Raw genomic sequence first — 21,507 nt, 5'->3', positions numbered from 1 at the left:
AAGGACGCCTCACCTCGCAATTTCACCCGTACCGCAAAAATCTACCTAGCCCGTCGCCAATGACGTAAACCGACTGCGGTAAGCCGCCGGAGTCGCCCCTACCTGCTTGCGGAAAAGGCGCGTAAATGAGCTGGCGTTCTGGTAGCCGACTTGATTAGCGATTTCCTCAATACTGAGGTCACCGCTTTCGAGCAGAGTCATTGATATTTCTATGCGCAGGTTCTGCAGGTAGGTAAGGGGAGTAGTGCCGAGTACGCGATTGAAGTGACGGATCAACGTCCGCACGCTGACTGAAAGCGCCGCGGCCAGCTCTGGCAGGCTCACATCCTCGGCGAAGTGTTTCAAAAGCCAGTGCTGCGCCTTTGCAACCATCGTGTCGCTGTGCACGGTTTCCATCTGGAGCGGCAGGTAGGGCAGTTGAGTCGTCTGGCTAGTATCAATCAGCATGGTCTTGGCCGTCAGTGTGGCCGTATTTGCGCCACAAAAATGTTCGACCATGCGCACTGCCTGCAGCAAGTAAGAAGCAGAGGCACCAGCACACCAGAGGCGATCTTCCTCTGTGACCATCGATCTCAGTTGCAAGTTGACGCCCGGGTAGCGCTCTCGAAATAGCCTTTCCAGCCACCAGGTGGTTGTGGCTTGACGACCGCGCAGCAGGCCGGTTTCTGCCAACAGGAAAGTGCCGGTGCAATTCGCCGCCAGCGCTGCGCCCTCACGCCATTGCGCCTTAAGCCATTCCCGCTGCGGCTCGGCGGCTTCCAGCATACGTTCGAAGCCATCATGCCCCGAGTAATACAGGCCAGGGATGAAGATGATATCGAGTGTCTCTTCAGGGAGCGGCACAGCGGTATTGAGCGCAAGCCCATTACACGCGGTTACGGGCCTGCCTTTGTGCGAAACGAATTGCCACGAAAACGAGCGTGCCATCGCGGTGCCAGTCTTATGTTGATGTCGACTCAAATGGGCATTGGTGACATGCAGCACATCGCCAAAACCAGCGAGACTCGAGGCATAGCAACCATCGAGGGCAAGAATTGCTGCGCGAAGAGGGGCTGGTTTCATTTTGGCAAAATCCGCATGTTATTAGTCAATAATGCCAATTTAGCACTGGCTGCCTGTTCCGTACAGTGACTCCATAGTCACTCACCGGAGCTCCCATGAACGTATTGATCGTCCATGCCCATAACGAACCTCAGTCATTCAATACGTCGATGCTGAACCTTGCCGTTGAAGCATTAAGCGGACAGGGACACGACGTAATCGTGTCTGATTTATATGCAATGAAATTCAATCCCGTGGCCAGCGCTGAAGATTTCCACCAGCGTGCTAATAGCGATCATCTTGTTTATGCGCTGGAGCAACGCAACGGCTACAGCACCGGAACGCTGGCATCCGACATTCTTGAAGAGCTGGACAAGATCAAGTGGGCCGATCTGATCATCTTCAACTTCCCGATTTACTGGTTCAGCATGCCGGCGATCATGAAGGGTTGGTTCGACCGCGTCTTCATCTCGGGCTACTGCTATGGCGGAGCACGGATCTATGACCGTGGTGGCCTTAAGGACAAGAAAGCAATGCTCGCATTCTCTCTTGGTGGGCAAGACCATATGTTCGGTCCAGGCGCAGTGCATGGCGAACTTGAGGCTTTGTTGCAGCCAATTCAGCGTGGCGTGCTCGGTTATGTCGGCTTGACCGTCTTGCCACCCTTTGTGGCCTTCCACGTGCCTTACATCAGCCAAGAGGCGCGGCAGGAATACCTGGAGCAGTACCGCCAGCACCTGCTGACGCTGGATCAACGGCCGTCGCTCACATTTCCCTCGCTGGATGATTACGACGAGATCCTGCGTCCAAAGAACACCTCTGTTTGTAGTTAACCAGCTGCTGCGGCTGTCTTGAACGGTCGCAGCTGTCTTGAGTAAGCATGAGTTGTCAGCGGGAAAAACGCGTATCTGTTGTTGGAGAAACCTCATGATCGAACTGTATAGCTGGCCAGCCCCCAACGGGCACAAATTGCACATCCTGATGGAGGAGTTGGCGATCCACTATGAGGTTGTACCAATCGACATTACTAGCGGTGCTCAACACACGCCGAGCTACAGGGCGATCAACCCGAATGGGAAGATTCCAGCGATCGTTGACCACGCGCCCTCTGATGGCGGCGGACCCGTAACAGTATTTGAGAGCGGAGCCATCATGATGTACCTGGCGGAGAAGGAAGGACGCTTCCTGCCACAGGATGTGCGTCAGCGCAGAGAAGTCCTGCAGTGGTTGTTTTGGCAGGTCGGAGGGCTGGGGCCGATGATGGGCCAGGCTCAACATTTCTTTCGATATGCGTCTGAAAAGGTGCCCTACGCAACTACCCGTTATCAGACCGAGACCAAGCGTCTTCTAAAGATCCTGGACGATCGGCTCGAAACGAGAGAGTACATCTGCAGTGATTACTCCATCGTAGACATGGCGTGCTTCCCTTGGATCCGTGTTCACAAGATGACGGGAATCACGCTCGATGACTTTCCGAACGTAAAAGCCTGGTACGGCAGGGTGCGTAGCCGGCCAGCAGTCGGGCAAGCAATCGAGCTTTTGAAGGATCGTTGGGTCGACGTCACTACTTCGGAGCAAGCCAAGCACAACCTGTTTCGGGCGGGGTAGGAGCGGACCATGAGCCAACCTGATGATCCGGTAGTGGACGTGTTTATCGATTTGCGAAGTCCCTACTCTTACCTTGCGTTACAACCGGTTTTTTCGCTCGCAAAACGCAGTGGAGTGACCTTTGACTGGTGGCCTTACATCACCGACTTTCGCTCTGCGTATGGCGGTGAGGTAGAGCAGCGCTCGAGTCGAGAAGTTTCGAAATTGAAGTATCTGTATATGGATTGCCGTCGGCTCGCTCAGCAGCAGGGGCTCACGATCCATGCAACAACAAAGCTCTGGGATGCGGCGCTTGCCAGCCAGGCAATGTTGTTCGCCAAGTCGATGAATCGGCTTTGGGAGTTCTGTCACCCGTTGTTGGCTGCTTTCTGGCAACGGGAGTTCGATCTGGAGTCCGCAGCACAAATTCAGGCAGCCCTGATCAGCGCGGGGTTGAAGGCCTCGGATTGGCACCATTACCTCGAGCAGAACGCACAGCGAGACTTAACGGCGGCAGCCGAAAGAGCCGAAAGCATGGGCGTTTTCGGAGCCCCCACCTTCGTGTATCGCGGCGAGCTTTTTTGGGGCGGCGACAGGCTTGAGCTGCTCGCCGAGCGCATCAGCAACACAAATCAGTGACGCCAGTGAGGAAGAAAATGAACACTCCCACGCCTGAGCGCCTGCTCGTTCATCTTGAACGTCAAGGGGCACTCGCTTTTATCACCCTCGATCGTCCAGAAACGCGCAATAGCTTCGATCTCTCCATGGGGTTTGCCCTGAGAGACGCTGTACGCACGCTCATCACCGATCCACCTCGGGTTGTTGTGTTGCGCAGTAGCGGGGCACATTTCATGGTGGGAGGGGACGTCCGGCACTTCGATACGTTGCTCAAAGTCTCGAAAGCCGCCTGCGCCGCAGAGTTGGAGCAACTCATCAGCGCTGTAAATGAGGCCGTCATCGGGCTGACGCAACTGCCTTGTCCTGTGCTGGGCTTGATCAGCGGATCGGCAGCCGGTTTTGGCCTTTCGCTTGCCTTGGCTTGCGACCTGATTGTGGCTGCAGAGGATGCAAGCTTTCTCATGGCATACAGCGCCATTGGTGCTACCCCGGATGGCGGTGGGACCTGGCACCTTCCACGGCATGTTGGTTTGCACAGGGCAATGAAGATCGCTCTGCTGAATCCGAAACTGGATGCCCGCCAGGCACAAGATATCGGACTGGTTGCTGAAGTCGTTCCAGCTGATGAGCTACAGATGGCAGGACTTGCCATGGCTCATCGCTTAGCCAATGGACCTGTTGCGGCGCAGGCTGGGATTAAGCGTCTGATGCGCGACGGACTGGATCACGACCTGCAAACCGCACTAGAAGCCGAAAAAGCAATGTTTATTGAAATGTCTGCGACCTCTGACTTTCAAGAAGGCGTTAGCGCCTTTTGCCAGCGGCGTAAAGCTAACTTCGGCGTATCTGTTTAACCCCTCTGGAGAACTCTAATGAATATCGAAGGTTCCGTTTTTTTCATCACCGGTGGTGCTTCGGGTCTTGGCGCGTCGACCGCGCGAAAAATGGTGGAAGGCGGCGGCAAGGTCGTGCTCGCGGACCTCAATGTATCTGCCGGTGAAGCGCTGGCGGATGAGCTGGGACACGCGGCGCTATTTGTCCACACTGATGTTGTCGATGAAGACTCAACACGAGCGGCCATCGATGTTTCCTTGACCCGATTCGGCGCTCTACATGGATTGGTCAGTTGTGCCGGTGTTGCACCAGGGGAGAAGGTTCTGGGTAAGGAAGGCCCTCATGCACTGAGCACTTTCACTCGCGGGATCATGATCAACCTCGTAGGCACCTTCAATGCCATTCGTTTGGTCACCGAGGTGATGAGCAAAAACACTCCGAATGCAGAAGGTGAGCGGGGAGTAATCATCAACACGGCTTCAGTGGCGGCGTTTGATGGGCAGATCGGGCAGGCGGCTTATTCGGCGTCCAAAGCAGGCGTCGTAGGCATGACTCTGCCGATCGCCCGCGAGCTGGCACGTTTCGGTATTCGGGTCATGACCATTGCTCCAGGTATTTTCGAGACTCCGATGTTGCTGGGTTTGCCGCAGGATGTGCAGGACTCCCTCGGTAAGACCGTGCCGTTTCCATCGCGCCTTGGACGTGGCAGTGAGTACGCTCAACTGGTGGAATCAATCATTCTGAATCCGATGCTCAATGGCGAGGTCATTCGCCTGGATGGAGCATTACGGATGACGGCAAAATAAGTATCGCTACATCGTTTCTTTCAACTATTAAGTTATTCGAGTATTTGAGGGCCGGGTTATTCCGTTGAGCTCACGCTCATGTCTTGTATTAGTAAATGGAATTTCGAGTTTTAAGTGAAGTCGAGAAAGTTATCTCGGCAGCGCTCGCACGTGCATATCAGTCGTACAACAACAAAAAAACAGCAATAACAATAACAATAGCGAGAGGAAGACTTTCCATGCAGTACAACTTGAAAACTATCATCCATATGCTTTGCACGGGAACAGTTATGGGCATCGCAGGGTCAGCCAGTGCAGCTTTTCTGGAGGACAGCAAGGGCACTCTCGATTTGCGTAATTTCTATATGAATCGTGATTTTCGCCAGGCTGGTGCCGCGCAGAACAAAGCGGAGGAATGGGCGCAAAGTTTCATGTTGCGCCTGGAGTCCGGTTATACGGAAGGCCCCGTTGGTTTTGGCATTGATGCCATCGGTATGCTCGGTGTGAAGCTTGATTCCAGCCCCGACCGGGTAGGAACAGGTCTGCTCAAAACCAACAGCAGCGCGCCCAAGCGCGCAAAGGACGAATACGGCGAATCCGGTCTGACTGGCAAACTGCGCATGTCAAAAAGCACCCTCAAGCTCGGCACCCTTCAGCCAATTTTACCGCCGTTGATGCGCAACGATTCACGCTTGATGCCACAAACCTTTCGGGGTGCGTGGATCAATAGCAATGAGATTGATGGTTTGAACCTGGATCTTGGTCGTATCGATCGAGTCAATCAGCGGGACTCCTCCAACAATGAGGAGCTCACTGTATTTAACGGTGGTAAGCGAAACATCGTGCTGGGCCAGACCAAGAGCAGCAATGAGTTCCTGTTCGGTGGCGGTCGCTACCAATGGAATCCGTCACTCGCCACCAGTTACTACTACGGGGGCCTCGACGGCATCTACAAACAGCACCTCGTTAATCTGGTGCACCAGCTACCGTTAGGAGATGGGCAGAGCCTCAAGTCTGATATCCGTTTTGCCCATTCCGGCGGTGACGGCGGCAGTAATGTCGATAACGATGCGTTGGGAGCCCTGTTTACCTACAAGCTCGGCGGGCACAGTTTCGGTGCTGGTTACCAGCACCTCAGCGGCGACACCGGCTTTGCCTTTGTAAACGGTGCTGATGATGCGCTGATCAATCAGGTCCAGATCAACGACTTCGGCAACCAGGACGAGCACTCCTGGCAGGTTCGTTACGACTACGACTTTGCAGCCCTCGGCGTGCCTGGGCTGACACTGATGACCCGTTATCTTTCCGGTGACAACGTCGATCGAGGCGCAGGGCTCAGTGAAGGCAAGACTTGGGAACGCAATACTGACATTGGATACGTCATTCAGAGCGGCCCGCTGAAAAACCTCGGACTTAAGCTACGCAACGCCACCACACGCAGCAACTTCCTCAGCGACCTGGATGAAAACCGTTTGATCGTCAGCTACAGCTTGCCACTTTGGTAACCCCTGAGTGCTCGCGGCCAGAGAATGTCTAACCATGCTCTGGTCTCGAGATTCAAGTCGAGTCGCAAGCGGTGCTCTAGCTTGGCGTAACTGGCACAAAAAACGTCAATATCGCCAATGTTATACGACCTTCCACACTCGTACATTGAAGCAAGTGGGGCGCTGCGATTTCTAAGCCGGATGTTCGTTGATACCAATGAGTGGAATGAGCTGTCGCTCTACCTGAATTGGGAAGCACAAGAAATTCAAGTGAATCAAGGTTGAGACAATAAAAATGAGCAAAATAAAAGACAGCTATTCTCGTGGCGCTACCGATATCCCACTGATAGAAAAAACCTTGGGTGTTTTTTTTGACGAAATAGCTGCCAAATTTCCCGAAAATGAGGCGTTGGTCTCATGTCATCAGAATATCCGGTATAGCTATTCCCAGCTGCAATGTGAGACCAATCGGCTGGCGAGCTCGTTTTTGAGCCTTGGGCTAAAGCCTGGTGATCGTGTGGCCATATGGGCCAACAACAGTGCCGAGTGGCTGATTACCCAATTAGCGACGGCCAAGATTGGCCTCGTCCTCGTCAATTTCAACCCTGCTTACCGGGCCTCCGAGCTCGAATACGCTTTGAACAAGGCGGGTTGCAAGGCACTAATAACCCTGTCGACCTTCAAGACCACCAATTACCTCGAGTTGATCAGGAGTCTCGCGCCTGAAATACACAGCGCAACGCCTGGAATGCTGGATGCGGTCAAACTACCGTTCTTGCGAACAGTGATTCAACTGAGTGAAGAGCAGGTTCCCGGTTTCATGCGCTTCAGCGACCTGATTGCTGCGGGCGATCCGGCAGATGAAAGCGTCCGGCATATTGGTGCAACACTTAAGAATACCGATCCGATCAATATTCAGTTCACCAGCGGAACGACCGGCTCGCCGAAAGGCGCAGCCTTGACGCATCGCGGCATACTCAATAACGGATTTTTCCTCGGGGAAGCCATGAAGCTGACCTCGACTGATCGACTTTGCATACCGGTGCCTCTATTTCACTGCTTTGGAATGGTGGTGGGCAACCAAGCTGCTCTGACCCACGGCACAGCCATTGTCTATCCTAACGATTCATTTGATCCGGTGGCGGTCCTTCAGGCAGTCCAAAACGAACGCTGCACGGCACTTCATGGCGTTCCGACGATGTTCATCACAGAACTCGATCATCCACGCTTTCAGGAGTTCGATCTGTCGACATTGCGCACCGGCATCATGGCGGGCACAGCATGCCCGATCGAGGTCATGAAGCGAGTCGAGCGTGACATGCACATGCGCGAAGTGACCATCGCATATGGAATGACTGAAACAAGCCCCGCCAGCTATCAAAGCACTTGCGAAACACCAATTGAAAAGCGGGTATCGACCATTGGTAGGGTGCACCCGCATCTGGAAGCGAAAATTATCAATCCAGAATCAGGTGCCATTGTCCCGATAGGCACCGTTGGTGAGTTGTGTGTTCGTGGCTACTCGCTGATGCAGGGGTATTGGGATGACCCGGAAAAGACCGCCCAGACCATTGATGCCGACGGCTGGATTCACAGCGGTGACCTTGCCGCCATGGATGAAGAAGGCTATGTCAGCATCACAGGCCGCATCAAGGACATGGTGATTCGTGGTGGCGAAAACATCTCACCACGTGAAATCGAGGAATTTTTGTACCAACATCCGGCCATCCAGGACGCCCAAGTGATTGGTGTGTCGGACCGGAAATACGGCGAGGAACTATGCGTTTGGATTGTTCCGCGCGCCGGCGCGTCGATCAGTGAAGACGACATCCGAGCATTCTGCGACGGACAGATCGCACGTTACAAAATCCCTCGCTATATACGATTTGTTGACGGATTCCCAATGACACTTTCTGGAAAGGTACAGAAATTCAAGATGCGCGAAATGATGGAAGAGGAGCTCACGTTGGCGGTGTGTTAACACCGCAGCATGACTTCCAGATGCTCGCACAATCAGTTAGGACTTGAGTGAATTAATGACTGCGCCGCTTGCAGGCGCAGCTGATGAGGAGAATGAACATGGCTTGGCAAATTGAGGTCGTCGATGAGTGCGCGGTTGTGCGCATGAACACCAATAAAGTTAACGTGCAAAATGACGCCTTCTTCAAGGATCTGCATGACGCTTTCGACCGGCTTGAAAAAGAGTTTAGCGAGTTGCCGGTCATCCTGACGGGAGAAGGAAACGTTTTTTCAGCCGGCATTGATTTCAAGTACAGCTTTGACGTGTTCGGCAGCCAAAACAAAGAACGTATTCGCCAGTGGTACGCTGAATACCGTGCGACCAATCTGCGAATCTTCCAATACCCAAGACCAACCGTCGCTGCGATCAACGGGCATGCAATCGCGGGTGGGCTGATCACCGCATTGGATTGCGATTTCCGGATTGCAGCACGGAAAAAAGCCAAATTTGGCTTGAACGAAGTTCCCATCGGCATTCCGATGCCAGCCGCCTATGTTGAAATCATCAAATACGCGCTGGGCAACCAGGTCGGAGCTCTGACCACCCTCAAAGGCGAACTTTACTCTCTGGAACAGGCCGAGAAGCTTGGGTTCTTCCATGAGGTAGTCGAAGAGGAGGATTTGCTTTCCACGGCAATCGCCTATGCCCGCTGCATCACTCCTGACTGCAATGTGGCTTACGCCATGTCCAAAAAAGCTTTGCAAGACTCTGTGATTCAACAAATTGATCTTCGAACAACCCTGCTAGACCAGGAGCTACCAACCGGGATGAGCGAAGAGGGTAACCGTCGAGCCCAAGATAGACGGCGTCGGGAAATCATGGGTATGTGACCGATACATGGCTCGCCTCTTGAATTGAGTAAATTCAACAGTCAGAACACGTCAATATTTGGAGACGAAGCTGGCACAGGAGGCGGGTTTCAAGGCGACCCGACTGGTTTTCTTTGATCGTTGTTGGAACCACCAATCTCAATCTTTAGAGGTGAGACGCTTTGGAAATTATCGACGCCTGGATGCAGTTTCCTAACAAGGCATACCTACAGGACCCTATGTTCGATTCGCTGCGACGATGGCCCACGGCATGGAAAACGCTAGCGCAGGATAATCCGGACATAACCTTCGACGAGGCGCTCGATACCTTTCGTGATCAAGGTGTGGCGAAAGTACTTGCTAGCGCTTGGTGGGGACCATCGGGCCCCATGATCACCAATGATGAAATCGCAGCTTCAGTTTTTGCGCATCCCGATCAAGTCGTTGGAATTGCTTCCGTCGACATCAGCCGACCGATGGACGCAGTGAGAGAATTGCGCCGTTGTGTCAGGGATCTTGGCTTCAAGGGTTTACGTGTCCTCCCTTGGCTTTGGGGATTGCCCCCGGACGATCGCCGATACTATCCGTTGTATGCCGAATGCATCGAGCTAGACATTACGTTTTGCCTGCAAGTCGGGCATGCAGGACCGATGCGACCTTCGGAACCGGGACGGCCCATGCCTTATCTAGACAACGTCGCGCATGAATTCCCAGAGCTGCGGATCGTCGGTGGGCATATTGGGTTTCCTTGGGTATCTGAAATGATTTCTCTGATGATGAAACACCAGAACGTCTATGTGGATACATCGGCCTACAAAGCATCTCGTTTTCCTGCAGAGCTCGTTGCCTATATGCGAGGAGCGGGGAAAAACAAGGTATTGTTTGGGACTAACTATCCTATGCTGACGCCTGCCGACTGCTTGGAAGGGATTAGCGCATTAAATCTAGGAGAGGACGTGCAGCGCTTGTTTTTAGCAGAGAACGCTCGACGTGCCTTTAAGCTGAACGACTGACATTGCAGACATGTGTTGGGCTTATCGTGCAAGTTTTTGAGTCCTCCTTTCAAGTCCGGAGTGGTACACATTGAAAGCCCTCATCGTTTATGCACATCCGGAGCAGGCATCGTTCAACGCAGCGCTAAAAAACACAGCGGTGGAAACATTGACCGGTCTGGGTCACGACGTTGTCGTCAGCGATCTCTACGCTATGGGATGGAGTCCAGTGCTGTCTGCAGCAGATTTTGCTGACCGCGAGAATGCGGAGTTCTTGGATCTCTCTCGTGAGCAAGAGCATGCGTTCGCACAGAATACCCAAAGTGCTGATGTTGTTCGTGAGCAGCAGAAAGTCGCTGAGGCTGACCTGGTGTTGTTCCACTTTCCTGTGTGGTGGTTCTCCATGCCTTCGATCTTGAAGGGCTGGTGCGATCGCGTATTCAGTCGCGGCTTTGCCTATGCAGCCGGTCGTAAATACGACTCGGGGTTGTTCAAGGGCAAGAAGGCGATGCTTTGCCTGACGACTGGGACAGCATCGACGCTCTATGAGCCGAACGGGATCGATGGGGATTTGCTGCATGTACTTTGGCCAATTCACAACGGTCTCCTGGCTTACACCGGCTTCTCTGTCCTACCGCCATTTGCCGCATGGATGCCAGGCCGTGTGACTGCTGAAGATCGTGTGGCTTACCTCGCTGGCTTTGCGGAGCGCCTAAAGACGTTGGATAGCGCTGAGCCCTTGTTCATGCACCCATGGAGTGACTACGACGAAACTCAGCGCCTAAAGCCAGGTGTAGAAGCTAAATCTGGTGTGCAATGGAATCCGCTGATTGGTCAGAGATGGTAAGCCGGGACGGATAGCCTGGCACGGCTGGGCGGGCGAGGTCCACACTCGCTTGGATGTGCACCATGCTTGGCTAATCGAAGATTTGTCGGATGGTCGAGTTCGAATCCTCACCCAAGAAACCCAGAAGGGAAAACCCGCCAAAGAACTCGCCATGGCGCGGCCGAACCCAATGATCAATGGGCATCAAGATTGGCTGGAGGGGTTGGTCAGCGCTGCGCGTCTGGTCAAAAAGAGATAAAACGAAACTGAGTCCATTATCGTTGCTGATTTTTTGACCGTTAACATATAGTTACTTTCAACGCTGACTGAACGCGATGCTAGATCACGCTCAAATTAGGGCTTCAATTCTTTGATTCCCTATGGATCCCATCAAAGGCCAACAATGTCGCAGAAATATTTTTACCGTCGTCGGGCGCTGTCTGAGCGGCTCACTAAGCTGATAACGCAAGTGGCGGTAGGCAGTGCCGCTACGTCAGGTGTCTTCATGACAGCGCCACGCCGCACCGGGAAGTCCACTTTCGCCCGCGAAGATTTGTGGCCTGCCTTGGAGGATGCCGGAGCCATTGTGTTATACGCCGATCTTTGGAAGGACCTGACGAAAGATCCAGGAGCTGTCATCGTCGAGACTGTCCGAGAAGCTATTGGACCTAACGAGAAACTCATCAGCCAATTGGCAGTAGCATCCGGGCTGGAAACGGTAGGTGTCGCTCGCGTTAATTTTGACGTGAACAACATTGGGCTCGGGAAAGAAATTGATCTTACCAAGGCGTTTGAAGCACTGTCCGATGAGTCGAAACAACTCATAGTGCTGATAATCGACGAAGCCCAACATGCGATCACGTCAGACGAAGGCGTCGCAGCGCTTTTTGCGCTAAAGGCGGCCAGAGACGAACTTAACAGTTCGCAGCATTATGGTCTCCGTATCGTTTGCATCGGATCGAACCGAAACAAGCTTGCCATGCTTCGAAACAGCAGCGATGAGGCGTTTTTTGGGGCTTCAATGGTGCAGTTCCCAATGCTGGATGAAGGCTTCGTTGACTGGTACTGCAAGGGACTTGACCTTCCACAGGATCTCGACCCTTCAGATGTATTCCAGTTGTTTCAAGAGAGCGGCTATCGGCCTGAGCTTCTCAGCGCAGCCGCAGACGGTATCCGCTTCGATCTCACCGTGGACCCTAAAACCATCTTGGTGCGTTTTGCCGAGCTTGTCCGAGCGCAAGCTGTAGCACTCAATGCGAATCCTAAGACGGTGATTCGTAGCCTCACTCCATTGCAGTCTGCAGTCATTCGTGTGATGGGTGCGAAGGGCGATGGTTTCGCGCCCTTCGAATGCTCGACTATGGAGTTGTATGCCAAAGCGATACAGAAAGCTGGCATAGCCACAAGCGAGTCGAAGGTTGAAGTGCCAGATGTGCAGCTAGCGCTCATGGCACTGCAGGAAAAGAAACTGGTCTGGAAAACGTCTCGTAGTGTCTATACGATCGAAGAACAGGAGATAGTTGACCTTCTACGCGAAGATGGCCTGTTGGATGGCCTGGTGTGAATCTCATCAATAGTGTTACCTGCGTTACACAACGGTAGGTGAGTGCACCCTTGTATGGTCACAACACGGTTGGTTTTCGCAAACTAACCCTTCAATAGTGTTCAGGCGCTGGAATTCAGTCTATTAGTTACCATTTTTCGGCTATTTAGTTTGTAGAGCTAGCGTGGCGTTTTACTTCTCGTTATCGAGACAGCTAAATCGTTGTGGCCGTGGAATTGGTGAGTTGCCACGTAGAACCGCTTTGATATGTTCCGCTGCGAGCTCAAGGCTTTCACGATCTGCTGCGTACACCGCATCAACAAGCCTGTCCCTGGCTCGACGCTTGATCATCAATATCTCGTCAAAGCTAGCTTCTCCTGAATGCTTTTTGCGATTACTCATGCGATTACTCATGTGATGCCTCACTCGCTGATTGACTAAAGCCTAAGCTGATGGAATGCCAGAGGGCTCGAGCTTGAAAGAGAGCGCAGTGCGTTCTCTCCTGGATTTCACTGACCGTACACAAGATTCCGGTGGTTTCATTTGTTTTGGAGTTGACGTACTTTGAAGATAGCGTCGAAATACCGCAAAAGCGATCACTTCAATCGTAATGCGGGAGTTTCGTGTACGGTCATTTGACCTATCAAAGTCAACCCACGCAGGAACCCTGAACGATGACCGATAAGCCCGTTGGATGTCGTCCCTATAGCCGGTTTGAAGATGGGTACGAGGATCTTCCACTCGATTCAAACGAGATCGAGGTGCGCCTGGCTATCGCTGACTATGTGATTCGCCGAGTTGCTGGCACACCCACGGGTGAAAGCATTTTCAAGGGGTTGGTCAGGGATTTTGAGAATCGCTACCCACACCATAAATTACTCGCTCTTTATTTGAGTAGCCCTGAGTCTTTGGTGCCTGAGGACGGGGACAGTGAGTCAGAGGCGGAGGTTGATGATGGCGAGGCCCTCCAATCACTCGATAAACTCAATAAACTGGATCACGATTTACGGGAAAGATTGCTCCATTGTCATCCGGATCAAGAACCGTGTGGCCCACTCGCAGGATTGAGTTTTGATTTCACTGTACAAGAATCACGTCGCCGGAAAAAGTGACGTATTTTTGGATGGTAGGAGGTGATGTCATCCAAAATCCTCGAAACGTGTATCGAATGCGCGGAAGGTGTCCGTCAGGTTTTTTTACGTATCGGTGCTTTGAGAAGGTGGAAAAGAATGAGAGCTAAAGTCGATAACGATACAGTAGCTACTGCCCGAGCCAAGCTTGAGCGTCTACAAAAATCGTCCAAGTATCGTAGTTTTTTCAACGTCGATGCTGTTGATGCTTTTAGTAAGGTAGAAGGCACCGCCTTCGCCGGCACTCCCTTGAAGTACACGAAGATTTTGAGCGATCCATCGCCACGTGACTGATAACCGATGATGTGAAACATCGGAATTAGCTTGGTTCAGGTGGCGACTTCTTGTGGCCGCATCACTGCGGAAAGATTACGTTGTACACCGCATCCGAGTAAGTCAGAGCTGAACAAGCAAGGCAGACCTCCCCGACTGAGGCGCAGCCTACCTACAAAAAATCAGTCATGTCTGTCCGTTTTGTGGGTGAACAATACCTTAACGTTTGTGAAGTCTGTCTCGGCGCTAATGTCCATGTGCGAATACGTCCGGCCCGCAACTGTCAAAATGGGTATTTTCTCTCCACCCTGACCGATCGCTTCGCTAGCCTCCAAAAGCGGCTCCATACGCCACTGGCCAGTTTTGTTGACAAAACCGGGAGTGACGTACTGGATTGACCGGACCCGGAAGGAGTCATGCTGCTGCTCGAGGATATCTTTCAGTGAGTCAAACGAAGAGACCATGAGCATCTCGCCCATGAATTCCTTGCCTTCACGAACCTCCGCTTGCAGATAAAACCATGGGCACATTATTGTCTGTCGAACGAAGGGTCGTGCTAGAAAATCGTCGTTGAATAGGCTGGAAAAGATCATCGATCGTCCATGCTCCTGATTCATGGCAAGCCTCTCCGCGTCACAAATGACCAATATATGTTGTAGTCATATATTGTGCAATGAAGCCTTATCGTTCCTTTTGTGAGACCGCAAAATGGAACTGAGAAAAGCATTTGGGGCAACGCTGAGGCAGGTTCGCCTTCAGAAAAACCTTACGCAGGAGGATTTTGCGCTCGTCAGTAGCCGGACTAATGTCAGCTTGCTCGAGCGAGGCGGCACCAGTCCGACGCTTGATAAGCTCGAAGAGCTTTGCAGCGTTCTAGCCATCCATCCGGTCAGCTTGGTGGCGGCATGCTATATGCGGAAAGAAAACACCGGGGATGTCAGGAGATTCCTATCCCGCGTGCAAGAGGAGCTTCAACTAATGGAGCTGAAAGGGGGCAGGGGTGACATTTGAATCTTTCGTCGTAGGGCGATGGAGTCGATCAATTAGGTAGCAATTTATTCGAATTATCAAAGTGCTAACGGCGGATTCAAAAATTAGCACCTAGGCCTCCCTCGCGGTGTATTAGTGATGCGGCTATGTCTAAACGCTGTGTGCGAAACCTTGAGGCTGCCTCACTTCGAGATCCAGACGGCGTACTAGGTCAGAAAATACAAGAGTTACATTCAACGATCACTGAATTCACATTTTGCGTGGCTGTGGTTCACGAATTGTCGGAAGTGGCGCCATCAGTCGCTCTCGTGTAAGGCCTGCAATGGTTGCGTTGTAGATGAGTCTGTTTGCGATTTCGGCCATCCTAGCAAGCTCTGCCTTCAGTTCATCATTCTCTGCCTGAAGCCTAGAGATCTTCTTCATGGCATCCAGGGTGCTCCGTGGCCTTGGCATGTCCGAGAGCTTTTGTTTTTCTATCTTAAAATTTTGTTTCTTGTTCTTATAAGCGACCTTTATCGCTATTTTTTTGTCAAGCGCCTGGCGAGTTGGAGGGTTATCCCATCCCAATATGCCTTGTGCGCCCTTACAGACTGCGTTCCAGTCCAGTGCATGCTCGGCTGGCCAGTTACGGATCATCTGAGCGATTTTTCTTTCATGCTGTTCTGTGATTGTCTTAGGCATTGTCGGAGCTCCGAAGTAACTCTAGGCAAGCCAGTAAATCATCGCCGTATGTGATGCGCAGTTCATTCCGGTCCAGCAACTTTACGCCTGCTGCTTCGGCTTTCTCGGACACAATCACCTTCTCGTGGCTGAAGTCTTCTCCTTCCATTTCGACAGGGCTACCGTCCGGTATTTCAGGGTTGTGCAGTATGGCCAGCAGTTCATCGAGTCTTGCGATCTGCGGTCCTGCCTTTTCAGTCCATCGCGATGCTGCCCGCTCGCCTTCAGCTATTGCAAGTTGTGCGGCAGTGTATGTTTGTACAAGATTGTTACGGTCTTGTTTTATTATTTCTGCGGCGATCCTGTCGCCCTTGCACATGAGGAGTTCGGAGCAATTGAGGCAATCGGCGAACTTGTTGCAAGGCCCGGCTCTCCAGCTTCGTCGGCAAATGCCGTAACGGCTGCGATGGAACGGCCCCTGACCATATAGCTCTGCTTCCCCAGAGGTGACTGGCTTCAGTGGAGTCTGTTTTTGGATCGTCCCAAGCAAAGCCGCTCCATTGGAAGCCGCTTTAAGCGGATCGTCGTGCAGGTAAGTTCGAGTCTGCCGGATGGTGGCGCGACTACTCCATTCGGTAAGCGTTTCTACGGAAACACCGTTATTGCGCCCTAGTCTGTTGAGGAGGTGGCGAAGGCTGTGAGGTTTTAGGTTGATGGCGCCGTAGCCGTTTCTTCTAAAGAAGTTCCCGGAATGTGTTGTGCCTTTCCCTGTCGACAAATTCTTCCCATATGTATCTTTGCTGTACGGTGCAAGTAGCACAGGACTGGTATTTAACTCAGGTGAAGTTTGAAATCGACGAAAGCACAGCAGTGATTCGGACATTCGTAGCGGTGGTAGCGATGAATTTCTCGGGTTTTCCTGATATGGAAAGTGTGGATTGAGTTTGTTGTGCGCTTTTAACACAATGCTCCAAAGAGTGTCTAGTGTAAAGCCTTTCAGTGAACCACTGCCAGTGTGGAGTTTTACGAAGCTCATGCAGCTATTCGGGCTAGAAAAACCTAACGCTTGTATTACTTGATGTCTGCTAAGTACTTGATCGTCAGGTACTTTTGGACAATTCTCGTGCCGGTAGAAATGGTCTGGATTAGTTTCCATGTAGCGCGCTAAGCGACGGCCCTCATCGGTCATTTCGCTTAGCCTTTGAATAGAGTCGGTAGCAACAGTTGCCATCGTCTTCGGTATGGCTTTACGAGCGAAATGCGCCGATTTCGGTACCCAATACGCTAAGTAATTCTGGCGTTCTCCATCCTTGTCGTTGTCGTCGCGCAAGCAGTCGGTCCGTAGACGTAGGGTTTCGCCGATACGCATGGGAGCGCTCATAAGAAGCCCTGTAATGCAAGTAATCATTATGTCGTTGTCTATGAGCGCTTCACTGTCGCCTAGCGAAAAAACTTCAGCGATTGCTAACAGCGCGTCTTGGTCTGGTAGCTTCTTCAATTTTGCTTCACTCGGCGCTTTTGCGCCGTTAATAGCATCGTAGCTGTGTTGCCCTACGTAAGGATTGTTCCAGAATCCTGGATCTACCTGAAGAATAAATAAATCCGCTAGCATCTTCAAAGTTCTGCGAACATGGCTGCACAGCCCTTGGCGGCTGGGTAGGTCTACAACAGTACTGACGACCATTTCCCAGTGTCTTTGTTCAAACTTGGTTATGTCAGGCACTGTCATGTCGTTTCGCAACACGTACTCTATAACTCGAAGCGCTGATATTTGCTGGCATATTGATTTTTGTGGGCGGAGCGTATGTCTATAGCGCAAGTAGGCTTTGGCAAACTCGGTGAACGCTGGGTGCATCAATTGATGCGTGTCGATGCGGTCGCGGGTTGGCAGGCTCCGGTATTCATGGCTGATAAAACGGATGCCTGAATATGTTGTAGGCCATCGATCTGCATCCCAAGAAAAATTCTTCAGATCAGACCACAGTGTTAAGTTGTTTTTTGCCATGTCAATGAAATCACTAAGATTTTGTTTGGCAAACATTTCGCGCTTAGGGGTGAATCGAATGGACTGACTCATGAATTTAACTCTCTTTGTGCATTGCTCGCGTTGCAACGTTCAATGCAGCTTTTGACAGCGTGAATGTCTGCTGAAAGATCTATAGGTATCAATATATTTCGCGCCCCGCCAAATTTTAATACGTCCTGCTCCGCTGCTTGTCGCTCTTCTAACGCATTCAATACCTCTTGGTGTGGTGCATCCACCAAGGGTTCGAAATACCTACAGCGATAACAGGGTATCGGCACTGACGTTGTCGCGCAGAAGCTGAATTTTCCGCAGTGACCGACTGTTTTTAAAACTCCAGAGCGGGCAAATTCCAACTTGCTGGTTAGGTCGCTGGCTCGCGTGGCCTGAGCCGTGGAGTCGATCAGTATCCCTGTGAAAGCCATTGCGAATGGAGCCAGAGCATGCGCCATTGTTTCATCAAGTTGCCGAGCTTGTTCGGCAGGGTCATTGTAATAGGCATCTATCGACTGTTCAGTCGTGTGACCTAGCCAGTGAGAGAGTATGTGATGAGGTACGCCTAGTCGGGCAAGTTGTCGCGCTCGCGTATGGCGCATTCGCGTAGCAGTGACAACCATTGTCCGTCCAGTACGTGGACTGGGGGGAGGCTGCTGTAACGAGTATTTAGTTTTTGAGTCGCCATATTCACAAGTCGGGAAATTATTTCCCCATGTGAGGATTTGGGATATGCTTTCTCGACGCAGATGAAAAAGCTCGCTGTCCAGATTTGTCAATAGGCTGAGCCCACTTTGGCCTTCAATGATTTGTCGAGATTGCCTCACTCGAAATTCGCTGCAAAACAAAGGTAATTTTTTCAGTTGATCATCTGTAAGAGTAAGGCCCAAAGTTTTTTCGTAAAGCGTTTTTACTTCACGGCACTGAATATGACATAAGTCCCACAAGTGATTGGCTAGGGAGTGAGGCTCAAGTTTGCTGTCTCTAAAACTTATTTCAGCCCCCTTATCCTTGCTGCCTGGAAAGAGAATTACTTTACCTATAGGGCTCAATTTATCCGAGCCGTCGTTTTCTTGAATATCACCAATTTTTAAATTCGCAATCTGTACAGGCCGACGAGCATATTGCATCGAAAGCAGCTTGATGAGCGTAACTTGTGTGCCGGATTTTCCCCTGTCATAATTATCCCAAACGACGCTGAGCAGACCATTGTATTCCTCGTTGGTGAGCCAGCTTTTATTTGGATCGTCTGAAAGCACGTTGCGCGGGGTTGCGCGATAGGAAGAAGCAGTATCATTCAGCAAGCTTAAGGCGCTCTGGCTGATAATGGCGTTGTCGCGTTCCGACCAATGTTGGAAGAAACTTAAGATTCTATTTTTGTTTCTATGGAATGTTGGGACTGTTAAAGCTTTTGCTATCCAGCTGGAGTCGAAAGAGGAAGTCGGGTATGTAATTAGACTTGTCCGAAATGCTGAGATGAGATTTCCGTAGCTAGCTGGCGCATAATTGCCTTGCGCCGTGAAAGATATCAGGTGTTGTTTAAATGACGATCCTAGCGAGGGGGTTAGATAGGATAGCGCTTTGGCCATGTGGAATTTATTCTGACCCGTATGAATAAGTGCATCTCCGTCCCAATGAAACGCACCAAAAGTACCGCACTGAACGCCAGGGCGCTCAGTGCGGTTGATATCGAGATTGTGATCAAAAAATATTGGTTGTGCTGGCAAAGATGTTTTTCTTTTCATTGTAAAATCCTTGCAGTGTCGGAAGCGACTTTGCGGCCAATTTCATGAGATTTTTCTTCAATGTGGCGGCGGTTGTAACGTGCTGACATTGGCGAGCCCGGTACCCAGCCCATTAGCTGTTCTCTCAGCGTACGCTCTTCTTCAAAATGCATGCGTTCTCTGTCCGCATGTTTTGAAAAACGATAATTCCAGTCATGTCGTAGCAGATGGGGGTGAACTGGTTTAAGCGCGTCAAATAGCTGTTTGAGGTTAGCAAGCCCTGCACCAAATGCCGTCTTGGGTAGTGCTTGACCTTGGCTGCGTCCTCCACGATGGACAACAAACATGAAGTTTTCTTCCGAAAAACCGACACTGGGTACGCCTGCTCGCCAGTGGTCTCGATAGATGATCAGCTGTTCCTCGAGGCTTCCCGATATAGGAACCCTTCGCCCCTGAGTTTTGGTAACTGGCTGATGTAATCGAGTGTCTAGTTCGTCGTGGTGATTGAGCTCTATATCTAAGTAGGCGCTGTCGGTGCCACTGGCTTCTATTAAATGCTTGAGCTTCAGACTTAGCAGCTCGCCCAATCGCATACCGGTTTCGTAAAGAACACGTAGCATCACAATATTGCGTAATCTTTGGCCAAGATTTTGGGGGTGTCGAACTCCCTTCAAGGGCTGACTGAATAGGTCTAACAAATTGTTGCGGGTTTCATTAGGCAGGCTCAGCCCCACAATCCGCTGCTCGCGTGCAGATTTTGATCCGACCTTGCGCCTTGTTTTTCGCAAGAGCATGGTATTTTGAGCCTGAACCGCCTCTCTGACGTCGTGGGTGTTTGTGTCGGCGATAACCTCATGTGTGAGCCAGCGTATATACCCTGCTGCATACGCAACATAAGTGTTGTACTTAGCGCTGCTGATGACCCCCGTCTTACTGGTCAACTTGCTTGCGCGCAGATGGCTTGTGAGGTCATCAACCTCCGCAGCACTTAGAAATTTACGGCAATGGAAGCGATGGGCCAGGTCGATGTGCCTACGGGATTCCCATTCACAGACCCTCTTGATCGCCGCAAGGTAGACCTTTTGAGTTTCGTGCGTAGTGGAGGACCTGATAGCGCGGGCAATGAAAGCGGTTGGATAAAATAAAGGGAAGCCAGGTGCATCGGCTTCGTAGAGTTGAGAGAACCGCTCGCCACCAATCGCGATAAAGGTCTTAACGGTATAATTCATATTTACACCTCTGCGTAGTGGAAGAGAATGTCAATGCGGGTTTACATCTGATCGTCAGTTTTTGCGGTGATTTTTAGACGGTATGTTAAGATTTCTCGCGTATTTAAAAGGCGGCGATGCGATGACGGTTAACAAAACTATAGCTAACAGGATGGTAGTACTCGATACCGAAACCACCGGCATGCCGGTGACCGACGGCCACCGGATTATCGAAATCGGTTGTGTCGAGTTGATCGGCCGGCGCCTGACCGGCCGGCATTTTCACGTGTACCTGCAACCGGATCGCGAAAGTGACGAAGGCGCCATCGGCGTCCACGGCATCACCAACGAGTTCCTGGTGGGCAAGCCGCGTTTCGCCGAGGTGGCCGAAGAGTTCTTCGAGTTCATCAAGGGCGCGCAGCTGATCATCCATAACGCGGCGTTCGACGTTGGTTTCATCAACAACGAATTTGCCCTGATGGGCCAGCACGATCGTGCGGACATCACGCAACACTGCTCGATCCTCGATACCTTGATGATGGCCCGGGAACGACACCCGGGGCAGCGCAACAGCCTCGATGCCTTGTGCAAGCGCTATGGCGTCGACAACTCCGGCCGTGAGCTGCACGGCGCCTTGCTCGACTCCGAGATCCTGGCTGACGTCTACCTGACCATGACCGGCGGCCAGACCAGCCTGTCCCTGGCGGGCAATGCCTCGGATGGCAATGGCTCCGGCGAGGGTGCGGACAACTCCGCCACGGAAATCCGCCGCCTGCCGGCCAACCGCCAGCCGACGCGGATCATTCGCGCCAGTGAAGAAGATTTGGCCCAGCACATGAAGCGCTTGGAAATCATTAGCAAGTCCGCGGGTGGACCAGCTTTGTGGTTGCAGTTGGCTGAGGCTGAGGCCGAAGCGTCGGCGTAGGTCCTTTACAAGATCGCAGCCTCGTTTCACTCGACAGCTCC

The 21,507-nt window shown here is 51.8% G+C and carries 22 protein-coding genes; 15 read left to right on the top strand and 7 right to left on the bottom strand.

The features are described from left to right. Window positions 1-45 precede the first annotated feature (45 nt). Entirely contained in the window at window positions 46-1,062 is a 1,017-nt protein-coding gene (locus SOP95_RS02405) for a GlxA family transcriptional regulator (protein WP_323605876.1), read from the bottom strand. A 95-nt stretch (window positions 1,063-1,157) separates the two neighbouring features. Here SOP95_RS02405 and SOP95_RS02400 point away from each other — a divergent pair, with 95 nt between their 5' ends. From SOP95_RS02400 to SOP95_RS02350, 11 genes are all read left to right on the top strand, one after another. Continuing rightward, the gene (locus tag SOP95_RS02400) at window positions 1,158-1,874 is read left to right on the top strand and encodes an NAD(P)H-dependent oxidoreductase (RefSeq protein ID WP_323605875.1); all 717 of its coding nucleotides are present in this window, start codon (window positions 1,158-1,160) and stop codon (window positions 1,872-1,874) included. A 94-nt stretch (window positions 1,875-1,968) separates the two neighbouring features. Further along, window positions 1,969-2,649: a glutathione S-transferase N-terminal domain-containing protein gene (locus tag SOP95_RS02395; RefSeq protein WP_007946553.1), complete on the top strand. Its 681-nt coding sequence runs from the start codon at window positions 1,969-1,971 to the stop codon at window positions 2,647-2,649. A gap of 9 nt (window positions 2,650-2,658) precedes the next feature. After that, the gene (locus SOP95_RS02390; protein ID WP_323605874.1) at window positions 2,659-3,267 is read left to right on the top strand and encodes a DsbA family protein; all 609 of its coding nucleotides are present in this window, start codon (window positions 2,659-2,661) and stop codon (window positions 3,265-3,267) included. A 17-nt stretch (window positions 3,268-3,284) separates the two neighbouring features. Then, window positions 3,285-4,100 (top strand): enoyl-CoA hydratase/isomerase family protein, encoded by an 816-nt coding sequence (locus tag SOP95_RS02385; protein ID WP_007946550.1) that lies wholly within the window; start codon window positions 3,285-3,287, stop codon window positions 4,098-4,100. Between the two features lie 18 nt (window positions 4,101-4,118). Beyond that, the gene (locus SOP95_RS02380; RefSeq protein WP_007946549.1) at window positions 4,119-4,886 is read left to right on the top strand and encodes a 3-hydroxyacyl-CoA dehydrogenase; all 768 of its coding nucleotides are present in this window, start codon (window positions 4,119-4,121) and stop codon (window positions 4,884-4,886) included. Between the two features lie 248 nt (window positions 4,887-5,134). After that, a complete protein-coding gene (locus tag SOP95_RS02375) occupies window positions 5,135-6,370 on the top strand; it encodes an OprD family porin (protein WP_238543965.1) in 1,236 nt (411 codons plus the stop codon). Window positions 6,371-6,644: 274 nt separating this feature from the next. After that, entirely contained in the window at window positions 6,645-8,330 is a 1,686-nt protein-coding gene (locus tag SOP95_RS02370) for an AMP-binding protein (RefSeq protein ID WP_323605872.1), read from the top strand. A gap of 98 nt (window positions 8,331-8,428) precedes the next feature. Continuing rightward, a complete protein-coding gene (locus SOP95_RS02365; protein ID WP_007946546.1) occupies window positions 8,429-9,199 on the top strand; it encodes an enoyl-CoA hydratase/isomerase family protein in 771 nt (256 codons plus the stop codon). Between the two features lie 161 nt (window positions 9,200-9,360). Continuing rightward, window positions 9,361-10,191 (top strand): amidohydrolase family protein, encoded by an 831-nt coding sequence (locus tag SOP95_RS02360; RefSeq protein WP_007946545.1) that lies wholly within the window; start codon window positions 9,361-9,363, stop codon window positions 10,189-10,191. Between the two features lie 70 nt (window positions 10,192-10,261). Continuing rightward, a complete protein-coding gene (locus SOP95_RS02355) occupies window positions 10,262-11,017 on the top strand; it encodes an NAD(P)H-dependent oxidoreductase (protein WP_323605869.1) in 756 nt (251 codons plus the stop codon). A 484-nt stretch (window positions 11,018-11,501) separates the two neighbouring features. Continuing rightward, entirely contained in the window at window positions 11,502-12,560 is a 1,059-nt protein-coding gene (locus SOP95_RS02350) for an ATP-binding protein (RefSeq protein ID WP_323605868.1), read from the top strand. A 171-nt stretch (window positions 12,561-12,731) separates the two neighbouring features. Here SOP95_RS02350 and SOP95_RS02345 read toward each other — a convergent pair whose 3' ends face one another. After that, complete coding sequence (locus tag SOP95_RS02345) at window positions 12,732-12,941, bottom strand: hypothetical protein (protein WP_323605866.1); 210 nt, start codon at window positions 12,939-12,941, stop codon at window positions 12,732-12,734. A gap of 272 nt (window positions 12,942-13,213) precedes the next feature. Here SOP95_RS02345 and SOP95_RS02340 point away from each other — a divergent pair, with 272 nt between their 5' ends. Together SOP95_RS02340 and SOP95_RS02335 are read left to right on the top strand one after the other, a co-directional pair. Then, window positions 13,214-13,651 (top strand): hypothetical protein, encoded by a 438-nt coding sequence (locus tag SOP95_RS02340; protein WP_323605865.1) that lies wholly within the window; start codon window positions 13,214-13,216, stop codon window positions 13,649-13,651. A gap of 24 nt (window positions 13,652-13,675) precedes the next feature. Continuing rightward, a complete protein-coding gene (locus tag SOP95_RS02335) occupies window positions 13,676-13,963 on the top strand; it encodes a hypothetical protein (RefSeq protein WP_323605864.1) in 288 nt (95 codons plus the stop codon). Window positions 13,964-14,124: 161 nt separating this feature from the next. Here SOP95_RS02335 and SOP95_RS02330 read toward each other — a convergent pair whose 3' ends face one another. Further along, window positions 14,125-14,559 carry a hypothetical protein gene (locus tag SOP95_RS02330; RefSeq protein ID WP_323605863.1) on the bottom strand — a complete coding sequence of 145 codons (435 nt, stop codon included), beginning with the start codon at window positions 14,557-14,559 and terminating at the stop codon, window positions 14,125-14,127. Window positions 14,560-14,650: 91 nt separating this feature from the next. On the opposite strand from SOP95_RS02330, the gene SOP95_RS02325 reads away from it, so the two are divergent. Next, entirely contained in the window at window positions 14,651-14,953 is a 303-nt protein-coding gene (locus tag SOP95_RS02325) for a helix-turn-helix domain-containing protein (protein ID WP_323605861.1), read from the top strand. Between the two features lie 228 nt (window positions 14,954-15,181). Here the strand turns inward: SOP95_RS02325 and SOP95_RS02320 are convergent, their stop codons facing one another. Genes SOP95_RS02320 through SOP95_RS02305 form a run of 4 tightly spaced genes read right to left on the bottom strand, consistent with a single transcriptional unit; the run spans window position 15,182 to window position 20,562 of the window. After that, window positions 15,182-15,613 (bottom strand): hypothetical protein, encoded by a 432-nt coding sequence (locus tag SOP95_RS02320; protein ID WP_323605859.1) that lies wholly within the window; start codon window positions 15,611-15,613, stop codon window positions 15,182-15,184. Further along, entirely contained in the window at window positions 15,606-17,669 is a 2,064-nt protein-coding gene (locus SOP95_RS02315) for an integrase (RefSeq protein WP_323605858.1), read from the bottom strand. Before SOP95_RS02315 ends, SOP95_RS02320 begins: the two co-directional genes overlap by 8 nt. Then, window positions 17,666-19,354 carry a site-specific integrase gene (locus SOP95_RS02310; protein ID WP_323605856.1) on the bottom strand — a complete coding sequence of 563 codons (1,689 nt, stop codon included), beginning with the start codon at window positions 19,352-19,354 and terminating at the stop codon, window positions 17,666-17,668. Before SOP95_RS02310 ends, SOP95_RS02315 begins: the two co-directional genes overlap by 4 nt. After that, complete coding sequence (locus SOP95_RS02305; protein ID WP_323605855.1) at window positions 19,351-20,562, bottom strand: site-specific integrase; 1,212 nt, start codon at window positions 20,560-20,562, stop codon at window positions 19,351-19,353. Before SOP95_RS02305 ends, SOP95_RS02310 begins: the two co-directional genes overlap by 4 nt. Window positions 20,563-20,683: 121 nt before the next feature. On the opposite strand from SOP95_RS02305, the gene dnaQ reads away from it, so the two are divergent. Then, window positions 20,684-21,466, top strand: a complete 783-nt coding sequence (dnaQ, locus tag SOP95_RS02300; RefSeq protein ID WP_442967713.1) for a DNA polymerase III subunit epsilon — start codon at window positions 20,684-20,686, stop codon at window positions 21,464-21,466. Window positions 21,467-21,507: the final 41 nt, after the last annotated feature.

It is taken from the genome of Pseudomonas sp. YuFO8 (genome assembly GCF_035065025.1).
GTDB lineage: Bacteria > Pseudomonadota > Gammaproteobacteria > Pseudomonadales > Pseudomonadaceae > Aquipseudomonas > Aquipseudomonas putida_AE.
Note: the sequence above shows the minus strand (reverse complement) of the source record. Positions and strands in the feature narration are given on the sequence as shown.